The sequence below is a fragment of the Rhodopirellula bahusiensis genome, from assembly GCF_002727185.1.
Lineage (GTDB): Bacteria > Planctomycetota > Planctomycetia > Pirellulales > Pirellulaceae > Rhodopirellula > Rhodopirellula bahusiensis.
Genome location: NZ_NIZW01000006.1, coordinates 110,121 through 130,119, shown reverse-complemented (window position 1 = coordinate 130,119; position 19,999 = coordinate 110,121). Strand labels below are relative to the sequence as shown.

The window sequence follows — 19,999 nt, the reverse complement described above, 5'->3', positions numbered from 1 at the left end:
ATTGCACCATGACTAAAAAAGTAGCCGTCGATTGGGACGAACAGCAGATTCGCATTGTGGTCGGAGAGGTCTCCGGCAAACAAACGCGAATCGTTGATGCCGCGATTTTGCCGATTCAAACCGCCGGTGTGGGAACCACGCTGCGCAAATGGATCCAAGAACACGGGCTGGAAAAATCGGAGTGCTTGGTCGCGGTTGGACGCGATTCGGCAGAGCTTCGTCAGATGGAATTCCCACCGGTGCCGGACGAAGAATTGCCGGACATGATCCGCTTTCAGGCGGTGCGAACTTTTGCGTCCGCCGGCGATAGCGCGACGGTGGATTACTTGCCGACCAGTCGCACCGAGAAAGGTGTCCGGGCGATCGTTTCGGCAACCGGTGCGAACAAGCTTGATCCGATTCGCAAAGCGATCAGCGAAGCCGGCATGAACGTCGGGCGGATTGCACTGCGTCCGATCGCTGCTGCCGCGCTGTATCAGATCATTTTAAGAGACAAGACCAATGATTCGACTCGATCGACGTTGGCACTGATTGACTTGGTCGGCGACGAAGCCGAGATCGTTTTGTTTCGTGGCCGCGATGTTTCGTTTGTTCGGTCCGTCCGTTTGCCATCGCAATCGCCTGCACGAGTCAATGCGTTGGCCGGTGAGCTTCGTCGCAGCATGATCGCGTGTGGCGCGTCGGGTTCCCCATGTGACATCGCAATTTGGGGAACGCCCGATCGCCATCGCGATGAGCTGGATCAGCTTGCCGATCGCTTGGATCAAGGTCAGGACACGCCATCTGAAAAGCGGTTGATCAACCCACTTCAAATTGTCGACTGCGATTCATCGGTGGAGCCTTCCGTTGGTGAAACCGTCGGCCGTTTGGCACCACTGGTTGGATTGCTGGTCGCGGATGAAGCTCATGCGGATCGCCTGATCGATTTCGCGAATCCGCGAGAGTACATTCCGCCCTCCACCAATCGTGGCAAGATGGCCGCGATGATTGGTATCCCTGCCGCACTGGTGCTGGGGTTGGGGTGGTTGTTCTGGAGTCAGCTCAGTTCGCGTGACACTGAGATCGATCGATTGGAAGCAGCCAATGCCCAGATGCGAGACCAAGTGAAGACGGCCGACGCGAGTGTGCAACGCACAGAGCGGATTGATCAATTCCTCGACGCAGATGTGAACTGGTTGGAAGAGATCGACCGTTTGGCAGGAGCTCTGCCGCCGTCGGATCAGTTGATTCTGAAACAGGTTTCCGCTCAGTCAGATTCTCGCCAAGGTGGTGGACGGATGGTCGTTTCGGGGTTGGTAACATCGCCTGATGTGATCGACGAAATGGAATCGTCCTTGCGAGACGAATCGCACCGCGTTGTGGGCGATGGGGCCAGTCAGGTCGATACAGAAGATGCCTACCGCTGGCAAATTCGTGAAACGGTGTCTGTCGGAAGCGAAAGCGTTCGTGCAGATCGTTACGAGCGAATTGCGAAGCTGGCGGAAGAGGAGACGGCCGCCGAATCCACGAGCGAAGCGGAGGGCGAACCGAAGCCGGACCCCGATGGGACGCCGCCTGATACGGAGACCCAAGAAGCTTCTCAGTCTGCGAGCCTCAACGTGAACGTTCAACCGGAGGTGCAGTCATGACTCAGCGCGAACGCTTTTTAGCGATGGCCGTTGGCGGCCTGTTTGTGGTCATTGCATTCCAGTGGGGATTCAATCGCTACCGAGACGCGATCAAGTTCCGCGACAACCGCTTGGCTGGTCTGCAGAACGAAGCGAATACACTCAATGAAAAGATGTTGGCCGGTGCTTACGCCGATCGTCAAATGGGCGAGTACATGGTGCGTTCGTTGCCGAGCAATCCTGAACGAGCCCAGAGCACCTACCAATCTTGGTTGCTGGGAACTGTCCGCGAAGCCGGATTGAAGGACGCCGGTGTCGACCCGGTCAGTGACGCACCGGTTGGCGACCTGTATCACCGCTACGGTTTCCGAGTGTCCGGCAAGACTTCGTTGAATGGATTGGTTGGCTTGTTGCACGATTTCTACGCTCGCGACTACCTGCACCGAATTCGCGAATTGAATTTCGGGCCATCGCGAACGGGCGATTTGAATGTTGAGATGACGATCGATGTGATCTCGCTCAGCAACGCGGCGATCGATGCCAAGATTCCAGATCGAGAATCGTGGCGCATCGCACAGTCGCTCGACGAAACTCGCGAGTCGATTTTGAATCGCAACTTCTTTCAGCCTCCAAACCAGCCACCGGTTTACGCTGGCGATGCAACCTTGGTTGCCGTCAAAGGTCAGAAGACCGATGTTCGGTTGAAGGTGGACGACCCGGAAGGCACGGACGTGAACTATGAACTGGAAGGCGAGTTGCCAGAGTGGGCGAGCTTCAGAGCTGACTCAGGAACGTTCACTTTTGACCCGCCTGCTGATCCAGAGAACAGTGAAGGTGAGAACGGCGAAGACGCGGGTGATGGTTCTGCTGAAGTGAACTCGGAACCCGTGAAGGTTGTTGTTCGAATGACTGACACGGGGTACCCGCGACGTCAGATCGAGAAGACGTTGTTGGTCAAACTCGAGAATGCTCCTCCGCCAAAAGAACCGGATCCGTTGCCGCCGAAGTTTGACGACGCGACGCAAACTTACCTGACCGCGTTGGTTCAGGGACGCAACGACTGGACGGCTTGGATGAACGTTCGCACTCGTGGTGAAACGTTGAAGCTGCAGATCGGAGACTTGTTCGAGATCGGTTCGATGAAGGGCAGCGTCAAATCGGTTTCGGCTCGTCTGGTGCTGTTGGAAATTGACGGGAAAGAGTACGAGCTGCGACCTTCGGGCAAGTTGTCGGAAGCTGTTGCGTTGAAAACCGCCGAGCCATCCGAGGGCGAGGCTTCCGCAGCGGAAGAGTCCGCGACCACTGAGCCATCCGCGACGGAAGATTCTGCGCCGTCGGCTGAGCAATCAGAGCCACCGTCCGAACAAACGGAAGGAGCAGACTCATCGACGGAGCCAACCCCACAATCACGGTTGGATTGACCCCAGTTCGGATTGACAATCGAAACACCGAGCGATAGTCTCGGTCCATCAACCAGGGAAATCGTTCGCCCGGGCCGATTCGGTCCGGGCTGTTTTTTTATCTTTTCGTCTCAAGACTTCTCATCGCCATGAATCCGCAAGACATTTTGCGATACGTCGATTCGCTGCATCGCGATAAAAACATCGACCCCGAACTTCTGTTTCAGGCGATTGAGTCGGCCCTGCAGAGTGCCGCGAAGAAGCAGTACGGCGAAGAGTCAGACGTAATCGTGTCGATCAGTCGCGACAACGGAGCGATCGCTGCAACCTTGGCTGGCGAACCTCTCGGCGATGATCAAATCGGTCGAATCGGAGCTCAGACGGCAAAGCAAGTCATCATCCAAAAGGTCCGCGAAGCAGAACGCGACGCGTTGATGTTGGAATACCGCGACCAGATCGGTGAGATCGTCAGCGGAATGATCGGGCGCGCCGACGGCGGCGTCGCAACCGTTAACTTGGGCAACGTCGAAGCCATCCTGCCGCGTAGTGAACAGATTCCTGGCGAGAGCCTGCATGCGAACGAACGCGTCCGTGCAATCGTATTTGAAGTCCGTCCATCCGGTGGCAACCGCGTTCGCGTTGTGTTGTCTCGCACCCGGCCACAGTTCGTCCAGCGATTGTTTGAACAAGAAATTCCAGAGCTGAATGATGGCGTGATCGCGATCAAGTCGATTTCCCGCGAACCGGGTTATCGCAGCAAGGTTGCCGTCAGCAGCGAAGATCAGCAGATCGATCCCATCAGCGTCTGCGTCGGTTATCGCGGCAGTCGCATCAAAGCCGTTCGCGAAGAATTGGCCGGTGAGCACATCGACGTGGTTCGCTATGACAGCGATCCCGAGATCTTGATCCCCAACGCATTGCAGCCCGCTGAAGTCGACCAAGTTTTGTTGTGTGACATGATTGGTCGCGCGATCGTCTTGGTTCAAGAAGACCAGCTTTCGCTCGCGATTGGTCGTCGTGGACAAAACGTGCGTCTGGCCAGCAAGCTTTGCGGTTGGGACATCGAAATCATGACCAACTCTGAGCTCGAAGAACAAATCGAACGAGCCGTGGGTGGATTCAGCCAGATCCCAGGCATCACAGAAGAAATTGCTCAGGCATTGGTCGAGCAGGGCTACTTGTCCTACGACGATTTGTCTGTCATCGAACCCGATCTGTTCATGGAAATGAGCGGATTGAGCGAAGCGGAAGTCGATCGGATCGTCGAAACGGCGGAATCCAACGCGGAAGAGGCCGAACAGGCTGCCGCGGAAGAACGCCGCGTTCGAAGAGATCAAGAGCGAACCGACCAGAGTGCTCCCGCCAAGACGAAAGCTCCGGCTCCCGAGGCCGCTGCGGAAGAAGCAACTGCTGAAACAGTGGAAGCTGAGAGCACCGACGCAGCCGAAGGCGACCAGCCTGCTGCGGAAGTTGCGACCGAAACACAGGAGGCTACCTCCACCGAAGAGGCCCCCGTCGAACCCGCTGATGAAGCCAGCGAGCCAGTGGCGGAAGAGGGCGAGGCTGAATCCGTTGAATCGGAGCCAGTTGCCGAGGCGATGGAATCGTCCGAGGCCGAAGGTAACAAGCAGGAAGGCTGATGAGCCGTTTTCAAAAACGGTCCTCGTACGCTATCCTAACGTGGGACAGAAGCAAAGTTGGTCTTTGCAATCGTCCTTGGGACAATTTGAACGCTATGAAATTCCCCGTTGTTTTCAGCGAGTTTGGTGCTTTTTCACCGACTGGCGGTAGCAACGATGGAGGTCTTTTTATGCGATTTTGACGAACGAAACCACGAAGCCGCACCCGCAAGGAATTGCGAGCGGACTTCACCTATCGAATTTGACAGGATCTCGACCCAGTGCCAGTACGCATTTACGCGCTCGCCAAAGAACTGAATCTCGACAGCAAAGAACTCGTTGATGTGGTGAAAAAAGCCGGCATCACGGGCAAAGGTTCCGCGCTGGCCAGTCTCTCAGATGATGAGGCCCAGCAAGTGCGAGGTCATCTCGCCGGTTCCGCTGCGAAGTCTGAACCAAAACCCAAAGCTGCACCTCCGACGAAGGATACGCCCACGGCTCCCGTCGCACCCGTTCGAGACTTGAGCGGAGCGACCGGTCGAAAGCCATCTGCGATCAATGTGGGACGCTCTGCCAAGCCCGCTGAGGCTGCCGAAAGCCCCGCCGCACCGGTGGAGCCCGTTCGCGACGGAGGCCGCCCGGTCGGCAAACCCGCACCGATCGTCCGCACGCCCAAGTTGGCGCCCGCACCCGAAGCAAAAGCTCCGGAGCCCGCACCAGCTGACAGTTCGCCCAAACCCGAAGTTCGGCTGCCAAAAACTGGCGGTGTTGGAACGGGCATGGCGTCTCCAAGTGGACGTGGGATTGGCATGGGTGCGAAAACGGATGGTTCTTCGACCAAACCGGACTCGGCCGCATCCGCGCCCAGTGTCCCTGGTCCAAAATCGGATTCCGGTGGACGCAAGGCTCCTGAGTCCCCCAAGCGTGAATCGGCACCAGTCGCTTCGTCGGACGACGATGGTTCGTCCAACAAGGGCGGTGGATTGGCAAGCCGAATCGCGGGCCGAATGGGGAACAACTCCTCCGGCCGTGTCGTTCCCAATACACCCGGAACGCCATTGTCAGCCGTTCGTCGCGACTCCGCTTCGGCAGGTGGAAAGATGCGGTCGCTGGACCGTTCGCGAAATCGCCCTGAAGAGGGTGGCAAGCCCGGCGAAGCTGGCAAGTCGAAGAAACGTGAACCACGGATCAAAGTGAATTTGGCTCAATTGCCAAACGCACCTGCCAAGCCAGCTGCTCCGACCGGCAGTTCCGGCCCGGCGGCGCAAAAGCCAGATATCAAGCTGACTCGTGATGTCATCGAAGGACACAAGCAGGGCATGAAGGCTCCGCTTGCTCGTCTGGAACAAGACGAAGCGGACAAGAAGCAGCGTGGCAAGAAGACAGCGGAAGGCACCGTTGGACTTGCGGGACGCAAACGCATCATCGACGAAGACGAAAAGCCAAAGAAGAAGGGCTTGGCCGGCATGGCCAGTGCTCGGGCCGAACGTCAACGCGGTGGCGGTGGTCGTCGGATCATCGGTTCCGATGGCGGCGATCGTCATCACTACCGACGTTCGCGTCCTCGGATCCGTCGGAAGGGCGTCAACACCGCGGCACCTCGGAAAGACAAGGTTCAGATCGAATTGCCGTGTACCGTTCGCAACTTCTGCGAAGCATCCGGGTTGACCGTCGCTGACGTGATGCGAACCCTGATGGGCATGGGCATGATGGTGAACATCAATGCCGACATCGATTTCGAAACCGCCGAACTTCTCGCGACCGAGCACGATCTCGACATCGAGTTGAAGGCTGCTGAATCGCTCGAACAAGAGCTGATCACCGAAATCGAAGAAACGGCCGACGCTCCAGATACCTTGGTCGCTCGACCGCCTGTGGTGACTTTCCTCGGTCACGTTGACCACGGTAAAACCAGCTTGCTGGATCACTTGGTTGGCATCAATGTCGTCAAGGGCGAAGCCGGCGGGATCACCCAGCACATCCGTGCTTACAAAATTGATAAAGACGGCCGCTCGGTCACCTTCGTCGACACTCCTGGTCATGAAGCATTTACCGAAATGCGTGCCCGTGGTGCCAACGTGACCGACATCGCGGTTTTGGTTGTGGCTGCCGATGACGGCATCATGCCGCAAACCGAAGAAGCCATCAGCCACGCGAAAGCGGCCGAAGTGCCGATCGTTGTCGCGATGAACAAGATCGACTTGGAAGGCGTGGATCCAAACCGCGTTATGACTCAACTGACCGAGCATCAGCTCACTCCTAGTGAATGGGGTGGCGATGTCGAAATCGTTCGAACCAGTGCCACACAAGGCACCGGGATGGATGAGTTGCTGGACACGTTGCTGACGATTGCTGAACTGAACGAGTACTCCGCGAACCCGAATCGATCGGCGTTGGGCGTGTGCTTGGAATCGGAACAGCAAGGTGATCGCGGTGTGGTCGCCAAACTGATCGTTCAAAACGGTACGCTTCGTGTTGGTGATATCTTGGTGTGCGGTCCGGCCCACGGCCGAGTGCGTGCGATGCAAGACACACTGACGGGCAAGTCGATCACGGAAGCTGGTCCTAGCACGCCAGTCAGCCTGATGGGCTTGGATACGCCTCCCGGTGCCGGCGATCGTTTCCACGTCCTGAAAGACATCTCGCAAGCACGCGAAATTGCGAATGCTCGTGAGGGTGAATCAAGCCGTCAGAGCCTGTCAGGGATCACGACCAAGGTCAGCTTTGACTCTTTCCAAGAGATGTTGGAAGACGGCAAGCTTGGTGCTTCCGCTGACAACGTGAAGTTGAACTTGATCATCCGTGCCGACGCCCGTGGTTCGCTCGAAGCGATCGACAAAGAGCTGAGCAAATTCGATCATCCTGAAGTGGAAATTCGAGTTCTGCAACGCAGTGTCGGTGGTATCTCATTGGCAGATGCAACGCTCGCAAGTGCTTCCGATGCGGTCATCCTGGGCTTCAATGTCATCCCCGATGACAAAGCTCGATCGTTGGCTGAAGAACGTGGTGTTGAAATTCGTCGCTACGACGTCATCTACAAATTGACCGATGACATCCGTGCGTTGATCGAAGGACGCTTGAAACCGGAAGAACGTGTGGTCGAACTCGGCCGTGCGTTGGTCAAGCAGGTCTTCTCGATCAGCCGAGTCGGCACGATCGCAGGTTGTTACGTCGCTCAAGGTTCGATCCAGCGGAATTGCCGGATTCGAGTCAACCGAGACGGACGAACGATTGGCGATTATCAGCTCGACACCCTTCGCCGGATCAAGGAAGACGTCAAGGAAGTGCCACGCGGCATGGAATGCGGTATCCGTCTGCAAGGCTTCAACGACATCAAACAAGACGATGTGTTGGAAGCTTACAAGATTGAAGAAGTCGCTCGAAAACTAGATTGATTTTCGAGTCGGAAACTGACGGCATATGGCATCGATGTGTCGTCAGTGACCATCACGGAATGAATTCAGTCCTGCAATCGAAGCGGGCTCCATCGCCCGCTCGTTGTTTTTTCTGATGCGATTGCACGCTCCTCTCTGTTGAAGTTTGTCTTTTGTCCAGTCGACGTTTGCTCAAAGCCGCCGAAGCGATCCGCGAAGTGGTCGCGAATGCGATCGTGACCGAAGTTCGCGATCCGCGCGTCCGTGATGTCACTGTCATCGGCGTGGAGGTTTCACCCGACATGCGTGAGGCCAAAGTCAAAGTCAGCGTGATGGGCGACGAGACGCAAAAGAATTTGTCATTGCGTGGTTTGCAAAATTCGGCTGGCTTCCTGCAAAGCAAAATTGCCAACCGAATGGACACCCGCTACACGCCAAAGTTGCGGTTCGAGGTCGATCGAGGCCAAGAGAACGCGATGACGGTCGGCGAGATTCTTGCCCGGATTCGGCAAGAAAAAGATGGCGCGACCGACGATCGTGACCAAAATGATTCTGGCGATGACGCCACTCCCCACTCAAACGATTGATTACCGCATTTAGATGTCAGCCACTAACCGCGCGAAACTGATTACAAAGCTGCAAACGGCTTTGAAGAAACACTATGACGTGGCCCCGGCCACTCCGTCGCGTCCGCTCCTCGAGCACGCGCTGTATGCCTGCTTGCTGGAAGATTGCCCCGCTGATTTGGCCGACGAAGGCCTCGCGAAGTTGGAGCAGGACTACTTCGATTGGAATGAAGTCCGAGTCACCACGGTGACCGAGTTGGCGACCGTTCTGTCGAGTCTGCCGGATGCGAACAAAGCTGCTCAGCGCCTGAAGTCGATCCTGCAAGGAATCTTCGAAGAGTTTTACAGCTTCGATCTGGACCACCTGAAGAAAGAGAATCTGGGCAAAGCCGTTGCAAAGTTCGAAGGGATGTCATCGATGACTCCGTTCGTGCTCAGCTACATCATTCAACATGGCCTCGGCGGTCATTCGATCCCGATCGATTACTCCGCCATGGTCGTGATGTTGGTCACCGGGATCGCCAGCCAATCAGAAGCAGCCGATGGTCGGGTGCCGGGTCTCGAGCGAGCCGTGCCGAAGAGCAAGGGTGTCGAGTTCGCTGCCCTGATGCATCAACCCGCCGTCGATTTGTTGATGGATCCGAAGGACAAGAAAGCTCGGACGTTCCTCGAGTCGGTTGCCAAGGGCAGCTCCAAAGAACTCGACGAATGGTTGACCAGCAAAGAGGCCGCGATCAAGCGAGTGAAGGCTCGTAAGAAAGAGGAACGCGAAGCGGCCAAGCAGGAAGCCGAAGCGGAAGCCGCCGAGGAAGCGGAAGCCAAGTCGGCTGTCTTGGTCAAACGCAGTGCAAAAAAAGGCAGCCGCGCAACCAAGCCAGCGGTTCCGCAGAAATCGGCTGCCGAACAAGCCGCTGAGTCGCAAGCACGGTTGGCTGCTGAAGCGAAGAAGGCCGAAGCAAAAGCGGCCGCCGGATCGAAGTCAGCCAAGAAGAAAGCAACGACCGACAAGTCCGCTGGTTCTGCAAAGGGTTCGTCTTCGTCCACCGCGAAGAAGTCGAGCAAAACATCGGCTTCGAAGACTGCGTCCAAGTCGACTGAAACGACCAAATCGGCCGGCAAGAAGTCTACGAAGACATCGGCTTCCAAGAAGGCTCCTGCGAAGAAGTCCGGCAGCAACGCCAAACCGAGTAGCACGAAAGCTTCTGCTCCCAAGAAGTCAGCGAAGAAAAAAACGACCACGGCCGCTAAGCCCACTTCGACCGAAGCCACTGGCTCGACTGCTGGGAAGAAGGCCACCAACCGAAAATTGACGAAGCGGAAACCCCGCTGACCTCGATGCGGATCGGTCCGAATCCGATGGACTCGATCGCATTGCATAGAACAACGATTGATCCAAACGGGAAGGACAACACTGATGGCAGGTCACAGTAAATGGGCGAACATCCAGCACCGCAAAGGGCGAGTTGACGCCCAGCGGGGCAAGATGTGGAGCAAGCTCAGCAAGGCGATCATTGTTTCGGCAAAGATGGGTGGTGGCGATCCTGCGCTCAACATCCGATTGCGGAAAGCGATTGATGACGCCAAAGCGGTCTCGATGCCAAAGGACAACATCGAACGGGCCATCAAGCGTGGCACCGGTGAGCTGGATGGCGATGCCGTTGAAGAAGTGCTCTACGAAGGTTACGGCCCCGGTGGCGTCGCCGTGATGTGCTTGGCACTGACTGACAACCGCAACCGGACCGCTCCTGAGCTTCGGACGATGTTTGGAAAATTCGGCGGCGAGCTCGGTAAAACCGGATGCGTGTCGTACCTCTTTGAACGCAAGGGCATCTTCGTCTTTGGTGACGGTGCGGACGAAGAGAAAGTCACGGAGCTCGCTTTGGAAAACGGAGCGGACGACGTGGAGGTCGACGATGAAGGCAAGATTCAAGTGACTTGCACTCCCGAGGCTTTTAGCGATCTGGAAGTCGCGTTCGACGAAGCGAGTATGGACACCGAAGTCAGTGAAGTCACGCAGGTCGCCTCCACCAACGTGGATTTGGACGACAGCGTTTCAGGCAAGGTTCTGTCATTGCTAGAAGCTTTGGATGACCACGACGACATCCAAACCGTCAGCACGAACGCAAACTTTCCTTCCGAGTCGGTTTCGGAATAGAACGTCGGCGTTCATCGCTTATCATGTAGGCATCCACCATGCGAGATCGCATTCTCTTCTTCGGCATGGTGTTGACGCTTGGTTTGCTTCCGGTCGAGGATGCTCGATCGGATGATCCACCGGTTCCGGAAATAGAAACCCTCGGACCGAGTGAGCGAACATCCAGCACGTGGATCGTCGGCGATCACGTTCTTGAGAAGTCTCGGTCCATCAACGCCACCGATTTCGGTTTGAGTGCGGGCTCCGATTCAGACCAGTCCGTTGCGTTGGCGAAGGCGATCTCGCACGCAGCGAATTCACCCGGCATCGACACGGTTTACATTCCCTCCGGAACGTACCGGTTCTCTCGGCCAATCCAGTTGCGTTCGGGCGTCAACCTCATCGGTGATGGAGTCGGCAAAACCATTTTGGAAAGCCGCAGGCTACGCTCGTATCTGCTGAATGCGCGGCGGATCAACGGGAGCAAAGCCTTCGTCACAGGACTGACGCTACGCAATCGATACCGCACCGTGGCGATGTACGAGGTCAGCAACCTGCATTTTCACCATGTTGAGTTTGCGGGCGGAATCGTCCGGCTCGAAGGTTGTTCGGACATCTCGTTGGAAGGCAACTTGTTTCGAGACAATCTCGGTAAATCGGGCTATGCCAGCGACAACTGCGATCGCATTCGGATCGTCCACAACCGATTCGACTCGATCGAAAACGGTAGCATCAATCTCAGTCGTCATCGCGATTGTTATGTGGCTTGGAATGAGATCACTGCGGAGAGTTTGCTGGATTCCGGGTACGCGGGGATCCGCTTGCCGAATGATGCGATGAACAATTTGGTGGAGCACAATTTCATCGAGAACCACGGTCGCGGGATCTTTGTTCTGTCTTCCTCGGAAAACAATGTCATCCGGAAGAACGTTGTCCTCGGTTCGACCAAGCAGGGTGTGCTGATCCAATCGTCCGACAATCGATTGGAATCGAACGTGATCGTGGATGCGGGAGAGCAGTCCATTTATGTTGTGGACGCGGTCGCAAGTTCCTCGCCGACGCCGTCGATCGCGGATCACAACCAACTCTTACGAAACCTGGTCTACGACACTCGCTCTCAACGTGGTGATCGCTTCATCGCGCTGAAGGTTTCGACGGAGGGGAACACCGTCGTCGGAAACGTTGTTTCGAGCGAGCATGGTCGCGAATTCAAAGCGATTCAGTCCGGCGGCGGGAATGTCGAGCGTGACAACGAGTACCGACGCGATGTTGATCAGGATCAAGTTCGATCGTTGGTGAAATCCATCAAAGAGCGAGTGGCAGAGCATCTGGAATTGGATGAATCGGGCCAAAGCAGCGTTCTGGACTCATCAGGCGGCCGGTGAAATCGCTTCGTGCCGCCCGTCCGTTGGGTCGGGCGAGGCGGATTTGAGTGACAAATCTCACCTGAACCGACTTTTTCACGGAACATAACGCTCGACCGTGGGTTTTAATGGGCGTACCTGACTGCGCTTCTTGCTGCGCGGTTGAGTTTTCGAAATGAGCGTTCCGGTTCTCTGGGCGCCAAAGCAGTTTTCGATCGAGAAATCCGGCTTCCGGCTGATTAGCGACCATGATTCACCCGTCTTTCCCGCGAATTTCATGACTCACGTACCTGACGTTCAATCGCCTCAGTCAGCTTCATCTGGATCGCGCCGATCGACTGACCTTGAGCCGAGTTCTGCTCCAACCTTTGAGTTGGATGCTAGCGAGGCAGCGGCTGCGAACGGTAGCGGTTCAGCGGCGACTTCCGAGATACCTCAGTCGGCGACTGGGACGCACTTGGCATCCAGTGAGTCGTCGGCGGGACCGGCGTTGGGGGACACTCAGCCATCGTCGCCGCTCCACTTCGTCGTCAATCTGGTCGTCTCGGCAGCCGTATTGGCCGCAGCAATCTACGGCTACACATTCCTGGGTGAACGTCAGCGTCCGCAGCGTACCAAACCGGCCAAGTCACCCGTAACGATTGTCAGCACCAACGACGTCCGTTTTCATAGCGGACCCGTGGTGATCGATGTCAATGGAGTGGTCGTTCCTTTGCGTGAGCTGCGATTGGCTTCTGAAGTTGCCGGCCGCGTGGTCCAGTTGTCTGAGAACGTTCGTGCCGGTCGAAAGGTCAAAACGGGCGAGGTGCTGATCCGACTCGATTCGACTGAGTACGAGTTGGAAGTGAAGCGTTTGCAAGCTTTGGCTCAACAAGAAGCCGCTGAAGAAAACTCCGTCCAGGTCGGCATTGAGAACACTGTGGAGTTGCAGTCTTTGGCCCAGAAGCAACTGGCGATTGCTCGCCAAGAACGCGAACGAATTAACTCGCTCGTTGCCCAGCGGGCCGCATCCGCTTCCGAAGTTGACACCGCTCGCCGTGCTGAGTTGGCTGCGGATTCATCCTTGGTGGAACTCGAAAACCGTCGGCGTGAACTGACTGCTCAGTTGCAGTTGGTAACGGAGAAACGATCGCTGACGGAAGTGTTATTAGAGCGGGCCCGGTTGGATCTTTCTCGCTGCGAGATCCAATCGCCGATCGACGGGCGCGTTGTGTCATCCGAAGTTGAGGAGCAATCGTTCCTGCCAACGGGGACTCCGTTCATCACGATTGAAGACACGTCAGCCGTCGAGGTTCGGGCGAGTCTGACCGCGGATCAGATGTTCTGGATTTGGAATAGTCGATCCGTTTTGTCGACCTTGGCTGCGAGTGATCCTGATCAGGCGGAAAAGGCGGTTTCTGATGCTGACCGTATCAATTCGGCGGTGTCGGCGACGATCTCCAGCGTTTTCGGATCGGAATCCCATCAATGGTCAGCGGTCTTCGAACGCCTCGATGGGGTTGGCATCGATGTCAACACCCGGACTTATCCATGTCTCTTCCGGGTGGAGTCCCCAGAGTCATCCTTGGAAGGCAGTGCGAGTCGGCAATTGACCCGTGGGATGTTTGTTGACGTTTCGATCGAAACTCAACCCAATCAACTACTCTTTCGTGTGGCTGAATCGGCCGTTCGACCCGGCAACCGACTTTGGTTGAACGTTGATGGAAAACTGCGAATCGTTCCCATCACGATTGTCAGTCGGACTGGTGATGACGTCGTCGTTCAAGTTCAACCTGAACTCGATCATCTGTGCACCTTGGCATCGACCCGAATCATCGTCTCGCCCATCAGCGATCCGATCGAAGGAATGCCTTTGGGCGGGCAAACGCCATCCAATGCAGAAGCGGGACCAGACAAAACAGGGCAATCTGCTTCGCCGGCGATTGGCGATGCGACGTTGAATCCCAATCAAGCGAACTCAAGCTTGCGGGCTGACGGATGAAATCTCTGATTGCTTGGTCTGTCAAAAACTGGCAGGCGATGAACGTTGTGATGGTTGGTGTGCTGTTGTTGGGGGCGTTCAGCCTGTCGCAGTTGCGTCGAGATTTTTGGCCCGACTTTGAGCTGTATGTGCTGTCGATATCGGTCGAATATCCCGGTGCCAGCCCTGACGAAATCGAAGAAGGCATTCTGGAAAAGATTGAAGAAGCGGTTCGCACGGTCGATGGCGTTGATGAGATGACGTCGTTGGCACGCGAAGGCATGGGGACGGTCACCCTGGAACTGGATCCGGATGCGAATCAAGCCGATGCCCAGCGTGTGCTCACGGAAGTCACGACGTTGATCGGACAAATTCCCAGCTTCCCTGAGCTGGCCGAAAAGCCTGACATCCGGATGAACACAAATTTTGTGACCGCGATTCGAGTGGCGGTGATGGGGCCAAAGGTGCCTGAGTTCTCGGATGTCGCCGACGAGGATGAATCGAGTTCTAGCGATGTGACCCGCGGCCCTCCGTTCGATCATGCGGAAGCCAAAGCGGAAGCGGCACTCGCTCTTCGCCGCGTCGCAGAACAAATTCGCGAAGAGATTCTTGCGTTGCCGTCGGTGTCCGTCGCGGATTTGGTCGGAACACCCGACTATCAAATCGACATCGAGATCCCTGAAGACACGCTTCGCAAATACAACTTGTCATTGCAGAGCGTTGCCCAGATCGTACGTGCAAACAACGTGGAACTTCCCGGCGGAACCCTTCGCGGCCGATCGCAGGAGGTGCTGCTTCGCGGGAGTGACAAGAGTTCGGTTGGGTCCGGGATCGAAGAAATTCCGCTGGTGAGCCAGCCCGGTGGCGCTGTGTTGACCGTTGGAGATCTCGGTCGCGTTCGTGATGAGTTCTCGGTCGAAGGAAGCATCAATGAGGTCAATGGTCATCCCGCTGTTTTGGTTTCAATTGAAACGACCAGTGCCGATGACCTGATTCAGGTTGCGGAAGAAGTTCGACAGTTCGTTGCAGAGGGCAGTGATGCACTGCCAAACGGCTACTCATTGATTGCGATGCGCGATCGCTCGACCAGCGTCAAAAATCGCCTCAATCTGCTGAGCAAGAACGCTTGGATGGGCTTGGTTCTCGTTTTTATCGTCCTGGCTTTGTTCCTGGAAATGCGATTGGCGTGGTGGGTGATGCTCGGCATTCCCATTTCGTTGTTGGGCGCATGCATCTACATGCACTTCGGCGGACATACACTCAACATGACTTCCATGTTCGCGTTCTTGATCGCGTTGGGGACTGTCGTCGATGACGCGATCGTGGTTGGCGAGAACATCTATGCGCATCGCGAAATGGGAAAGAGCTATCACCAAGCTGCCATCGACGGGGCGTATGAGGTGATGCCGTCCGTGATCACCGCGATTCTAACGACGGTGATTGCGTTCGCGCCGATCATGTACATGGAAGGCCGAATCAAACGATTGACCGTCGTTTTACCGATGTGTGTCGGTGCAATGTTGATCGTCTCGATGTTCGAAAGTTTGACCATCCTGCCATCGCACCTCTCGCACAAACGCAGTCGATTCTTGGATGTGGTGACGTATTTGTTGATGCCTTTGCGTCCATTGGCGTGGTTGCTTCAAAAAGCAAACTCGGGGATGTCGAAGCTTTTGACCAAATGCATTGATCGGATCTACACACCGATCTTGGGGTGGTCGCTCAGGAACCCGGCCGTTGTACTGTCGACGCTTGCCGGTCTGTTGATCTTGTCGGTGGGAGTCGTTCGGTCGGGCATGGTTCCGTTCTTGCTGCTGCCCAAGATCGACTTTGGTTTCATCACCGTGCAGGTGACCTACCCTGACGGAACGCCGGTGGAAATCACCAACGCGGCCACAAAACGCTTGGAAGACGCGATCTGGAAAGTCAATCAGCGTTCGATCGACGAAAAGATGACGGCTGATCCTGGTGGGTTTGTTCAAGCGGTTCAACGAACCGTTGGCTCGTCGGGCGATGAGGTAGGCAGCAGCGTTGCCGGTCACGTCGGCGGTCTGTTCATCCAGCTCAACGACATCGGTGAACGAACGGTATCAAGCGATGACATTGTGCGGATGTGGCGTGAGGAATCAGGGCGATTTCCTGGAGCCGAAGCCGTTGCTTTTGGCGCGACGCCCCGTGGACCTGCATCTCTGCCCATCGAGCTGAGGTTGATGGCGACCGGTGAGAACCTGGCGATGCTGGACGCCGCGATCGAGCGATGCAAGGCAAAGCTGGGTGAGTACCCCTATGTCTCTGACATCGCAACGGACACACGCCAAGGCAAATGGGAATACCGCATCAAGGTTCGCGACGATGCGAAAGCGATGGGCGTTTCGCTGGCCGATGTAGCGGGGACCGTCCGAGCATCTTACTACGGTGAAGAGGTCATGCGATTGCAGCGGGGACGCCATGAAGTGCCCCTGCGAGTTCGCTACCCTCGTGAGGATCGCAACACATTGGTCAGCTTCAACGACATTCGCGTTCGAGGCACGGATCGTATGGAGAGGCCCCTCAACGAAATTGTCAAAGTCGATGTGCAACGGGGGTACTCCGAGATTAGTCGGGTCAACCAAATGCGTAGCATTTCAGTGGTGGCCGATGTCGACGAAACTCGCGGCAATGCGTTCAATGTCGTCTCCGATCTCAAAGCGAACTTCGTTCCGGAATTCCGAAAGGAGTTTCCTGGAGTTCAGTTGCAGTGGGGCGGACAACAGGAGCAGACCGATGAGACGGTCAATAGTTTGGTGGTGGGGTTTGTGTTCGTTTTGGGAGCGATGTTCCTGTTGCTGACAATCCAGTTCAATTCGAGTTGGCAAGCGATTCTAATCCTTTCGATCATTCCGTTTGGTTTCATCGGAGCCATCTTCGGTCACATCGTGATGAACATCGATCTGACGTTGTTCAGCATCTTTGGAATCGTGGCACTCGCTGGAGTGGTTGTGAACGACTCGATTGTGCTGGTCGACTTTATCAATCGTCGTGTGGCCGATGGCTTGCCGCTTCACGAAGCGATCATCGACGGCGGACGACGACGCTTTCGAGCCGTTTTGCTGACGTCGGTGACCACATGCGCCGGAATGATGCCGATTCTGCTGGAGCGATCCAAGGAAGCCCAAGTGGTTTCGCCGATGGCAACCAGCCTCACCTTCGGGCTTGCACTCAGCACCCTCGTCGTATTGATTCTGGCCCCGGTGATGTATCTCGTTGTCGCGAAGCTTTCCCCGCCTCAGTAGGATGCAGCAGATCAGGTAAGCCGCAAACAGATTTCTTGTGAGTGAGATGGGAGTGGTGGGGATGGCGTCGGATGTTCAAAAATTGGCAATGCAGGGTCGGCGATTGACACCGGAAGAGGTCGCTGAGCTCGAAAAGAAGGTGGCTGACCAACCGGCGGACATTGATTCTCGAACCAAGCTATTAGGGTATTACTTTCTCTGCCGGCGTGAGCAGCCTGGTGCAGAGGAAACGCATCAGCGACACGTGCTGTGGTTGATTGAGAATGCACCGGAGGCCGAGATCATGGGGACGCCCTTTGTCACAATCGACCGAATCTTGCAACCGGATGCTTATGACACAGCGAAGAAGGCTTGGATCAAGACAACGGATGATTTGCCTGAAAGTCCAGCGGTTCTTCGCCATGCTGCACGTTACTTTTTGCTTCACGATCGTGATTTGTCAGAAACGTTGTTGCAGAGAGGCAAACGATTGGCTCCAAATGATCCCGAGTGGTCTTCCGCTGTGGGCCAATTGTATTCCTTGGGAATGATCTCGCTTTCCGAGGGGCCCGAACGGAAGGACCTTGCAATCAAATCGTTTGGCGAGTACCAATCCGCTTATCGACTCTCGGGGCCAATGGAGCAAGAGTTTCTACTGCAAAGTTTGGCCAAGGTTGCCTTCGAAGCCGGGGACATCGACGCGGCAGCAACCTATGCCAAGGAGATGCTCCAAGTCGCTGAGTCCGGACGAAATCGAGGGAACCATCTCCATCATGGGAATTTGATCCTGGGCCGCGTGGCACTCTTCAACGGCGACGTGGAAGAAGCGAAATCGTATCTGCTTCGGGCCGGCCAAACGCCAGGTTCTCCTCAGTTGAAATCGTTCGGGCCCAACATGGTTTTGGCGAAAGCATTGCTGGAGGTGGGGCAAAAGAACGTGGTTCTGGAGTACTTCGAACTGTGCGAAGAGTTTTGGGAAATGTCTCGTGGAAGATTGAATCAATGGGCCGACCTCGTGAAAGCCGACCGCGTTCCTGAGTTTGGTGGCAATTTGGCGTACTGATTGGAAGGTGAACCACTGGCGTTCGCCATGATTCCCAGGCACAAACAGGCGAACACCTGAAAAGGTCGCCGTTCACCCACTACGACGAAGCTTTGCGGCTCAAAAGAAGGTCCACAACTGGGACCGGAAAAGGGTGCCGCTTTCTCCTGCGACATAACCCGTTCGCGATTGCTGTGCGGGTGAATCGTCGATGGAAGTCACGTCGAACGTGAATCGAGCGGATCGCTTGTTGAACAAGTACCAGTTGAACCCAGCCGAAATTTCGTCGCCGCTGCCGTACTCCCCGTTCACCTGGGATCCACGTGCAAACAGTTCCAGCGTTTGTGGAATCACAAACACGCCGCTCTGAACGAAGAACCCTTGGTCAAACTGTGACGGTAGCCCGGTGCCGGTGTCGCCTTCGATGTTGCGAAGCCACCTTAGGAACACTTCGCTGCTGAAGCTGAATCCTCGCCGTTTGATTCCAAAGTGAGCGGAGTACAACCAGATATCAAAGGCATTCACCGTCACCCCGGGAGCGATCGCATTGGGTTCGATCAGGCGAGTTCCGTCGCTGAGTCGAATGACGGTTTGCTCGGCCGCGGGGTCAGCGTTGCTGCTGCTGGCGTTTCTGGTTTGAGTCAGTCCATGTCCCAACCGGAATGCCAGTGACGGGTGGTTCTCGATGTCTGAGAAACCGGGCCCGAACTCCTCCAATGGTTCCCACCACGAGAGGGCGGAATAGGCGAGTTGCGTGTCGAGTTCGGATGCTTGCAGTGACAGCGTGTTGTATCCGTTCCCGACCAGCACGTGATACGAGATGTCGTCGGTCAGTTTGCCTTTGGCCCATATGCCCGCTGTGATGGACGGTCGAAAGAATGTCGTCGCCATCGTTCGGTCGGCACCGAGCGTGTACCGAGATGTTTCCGTCCATTCCCAGGTTCCTGGCAGTTTGCCAAGCCCAAGGTAGATCGATAACCGATCGGACATCCGAAACGAAATCCATCCCAACAGCAATTGGATGGGATTGGAGGTGACGGTGCTGTAGTCGATGTTGGAATAGAACCGCAGGTCCTCGTCAAACGCATACCCGGAAAACACCAACCGACCTCGGTTGATGTTGAAGTCGTTCCGGTTGTTGATCTCGCGAATGTTTCCGGCAGCGTCGACCGACGAGGCTTCCTCACGAGAGAAGCCCGTGTAGCGAAACTGGTTGTGCAATCCAACGGTCAACTCAAAAGGCGATTCCTGAGGGTTGCGGGGACGCCATGTCCAGCCGGAATCATAGATTCCATCGTGCGTGGATCGATCCGTGAACGGCACGTGTTGGGAGGCTGTCCCGTCGACCGTTGCTGGTATGGCCGCACTCGCCGACTCGGCCTGCATGTCCGCGACGATCGTTTCCAATTCGCGAATTCACGTGATGGCGTCAGACAAATCACTCTGACTGACACTGTCTTCGACGGGGGCGAAGGTTGTTGAAACGGCGGAGGGCTCTGCGACCAGACCGTCGGTTTCAGCTCGTGCGTTGGGAGCAGATCCTGAACCAATGACGGTCAGAGCTAGCACTGTCAAACAGTGGACGGCGCGGTGGTGCTAGCGGCTACCCATCGGAATGACTTGCCCAAACAAGAAGACGTTGTCTCGTTCATCGACCTTTCTGCTTGTAAGGGTTGCATCAA

General features: G+C 56.0%; 12 protein-coding genes. 11 read left to right on the top strand and 1 reads right to left on the bottom strand.

The genetic code is table 11. From position 1 onward, the window contains the following. Positions 1 to 8 precede the first annotated feature (8 nt). From CEE69_RS08430 to CEE69_RS08380, 11 genes are all read left to right on the top strand, one after another. A complete protein-coding gene (locus CEE69_RS08430; protein ID WP_099260255.1) occupies positions 9 to 1,628 on the top strand; it encodes a type IV pilus biogenesis protein PilM in 1,620 nt (539 codons plus the stop codon). Then, complete coding sequence (locus tag CEE69_RS08425; RefSeq protein WP_099260254.1) at positions 1,625 to 3,028, top strand: hypothetical protein; 1,404 nt, start codon at positions 1,625 to 1,627, stop codon at positions 3,026 to 3,028. The genes CEE69_RS08430 and CEE69_RS08425 overlap by 4 nt, the downstream gene beginning before the upstream one ends. Before the next feature lie 128 nt (positions 3,029 to 3,156). Continuing rightward, entirely contained in the window at positions 3,157 to 4,647 is a 1,491-nt protein-coding gene (gene nusA, locus CEE69_RS08420; RefSeq protein ID WP_099260253.1) for a transcription termination factor NusA, read from the top strand. A gap of 260 nt (positions 4,648 to 4,907) precedes the next feature. Then, complete coding sequence (gene infB / locus CEE69_RS08415; RefSeq protein ID WP_099260252.1) at positions 4,908 to 8,021, top strand: translation initiation factor IF-2; 3,114 nt, start codon at positions 4,908 to 4,910, stop codon at positions 8,019 to 8,021. Between the two features lie 152 nt (positions 8,022 to 8,173). Further along, entirely contained in the window at positions 8,174 to 8,587 is a 414-nt protein-coding gene (gene rbfA, locus CEE69_RS08410) for a 30S ribosome-binding factor RbfA (protein WP_099260251.1), read from the top strand. A 13-nt stretch (positions 8,588 to 8,600) separates the two neighbouring features. Further along, on the top strand, positions 8,601 to 9,896 hold the full coding sequence (locus CEE69_RS08405) for a hypothetical protein (protein ID WP_099260250.1): 1,296 nt from the start codon (positions 8,601 to 8,603) through the stop codon (positions 9,894 to 9,896). A gap of 84 nt (positions 9,897 to 9,980) precedes the next feature. Further along, positions 9,981 to 10,721 carry a YebC/PmpR family DNA-binding transcriptional regulator gene (locus CEE69_RS08400; RefSeq protein WP_099260249.1) on the top strand — a complete coding sequence of 247 codons (741 nt, stop codon included), beginning with the start codon at positions 9,981 to 9,983 and terminating at the stop codon, positions 10,719 to 10,721. A 38-nt stretch (positions 10,722 to 10,759) separates the two neighbouring features. Further along, on the top strand, positions 10,760 to 12,085 hold the full coding sequence (locus CEE69_RS08395) for a glycoside hydrolase family 55 protein (protein WP_099260248.1): 1,326 nt from the start codon (positions 10,760 to 10,762) through the stop codon (positions 12,083 to 12,085). 256 nt (positions 12,086 to 12,341) lie between these two features. After that, positions 12,342 to 14,045 (top strand): efflux RND transporter periplasmic adaptor subunit, encoded by a 1,704-nt coding sequence (locus CEE69_RS08390; protein WP_099260456.1) that lies wholly within the window; start codon positions 12,342 to 12,344, stop codon positions 14,043 to 14,045. Beyond that, on the top strand, positions 14,042 to 17,296 hold the full coding sequence (locus CEE69_RS08385) for an efflux RND transporter permease subunit (RefSeq protein ID WP_099260247.1): 3,255 nt from the start codon (positions 14,042 to 14,044) through the stop codon (positions 17,294 to 17,296). The genes CEE69_RS08390 and CEE69_RS08385 overlap by 4 nt, the downstream gene beginning before the upstream one ends. Before the next feature lie 61 nt (positions 17,297 to 17,357). Beyond that, the gene (locus CEE69_RS08380; RefSeq protein WP_233215050.1) at positions 17,358 to 18,338 is read left to right on the top strand and encodes an RNA polymerase subunit sigma-24; all 981 of its coding nucleotides are present in this window, start codon (positions 17,358 to 17,360) and stop codon (positions 18,336 to 18,338) included. A 99-nt stretch (positions 18,339 to 18,437) separates the two neighbouring features. Here CEE69_RS08380 and CEE69_RS32800 read toward each other — a convergent pair whose 3' ends face one another. After that, positions 18,438 to 19,724, bottom strand: a complete 1,287-nt coding sequence (locus CEE69_RS32800) for an OprO/OprP family phosphate-selective porin (protein ID WP_233215049.1) — start codon at positions 19,722 to 19,724, stop codon at positions 18,438 to 18,440. Between the last annotated feature and the right edge of the window lie 275 nt (positions 19,725 to 19,999).

Bases quoted from the DNA above. Each gene is read 5' to 3' on its own strand.
- CEE69_RS08405 (WP_099260250.1), top strand. From the start codon at position 8,601: ATGTCAGCCACTAACCGCGCGAAACTGATTACAAAGCTGCAAACGGCT.
- CEE69_RS08400 (WP_099260249.1), top strand. From the start codon at position 9,981: ATGGCAGGTCACAGTAAATGGGCGAACATCCAGCACCGCAAAGGGCGA.
- CEE69_RS08390 (WP_099260456.1), top strand. From the start codon at position 12,342: ATGACTCACGTACCTGACGTTCAATCGCCTCAGTCAGCTTCATCTGGA.
- nusA (WP_099260253.1), top strand. From the start codon at position 3,157: ATGAATCCGCAAGACATTTTGCGATACGTCGATTCGCTGCATCGCGAT.
- CEE69_RS08395 (WP_099260248.1), top strand. From the start codon at position 10,760: ATGCGAGATCGCATTCTCTTCTTCGGCATGGTGTTGACGCTTGGTTTG.
- CEE69_RS08380 (WP_233215050.1), top strand. From the start codon at position 17,358: ATGGCGTCGGATGTTCAAAAATTGGCAATGCAGGGTCGGCGATTGACA.
- CEE69_RS08430 (WP_099260255.1), top strand. From the start codon at position 9: ATGACTAAAAAAGTAGCCGTCGATTGGGACGAACAGCAGATTCGCATT.
- CEE69_RS08385 (WP_099260247.1), top strand. From the start codon at position 14,042: ATGAAATCTCTGATTGCTTGGTCTGTCAAAAACTGGCAGGCGATGAAC.
- CEE69_RS08425 (WP_099260254.1), top strand. From the start codon at position 1,625: ATGACTCAGCGCGAACGCTTTTTAGCGATGGCCGTTGGCGGCCTGTTT.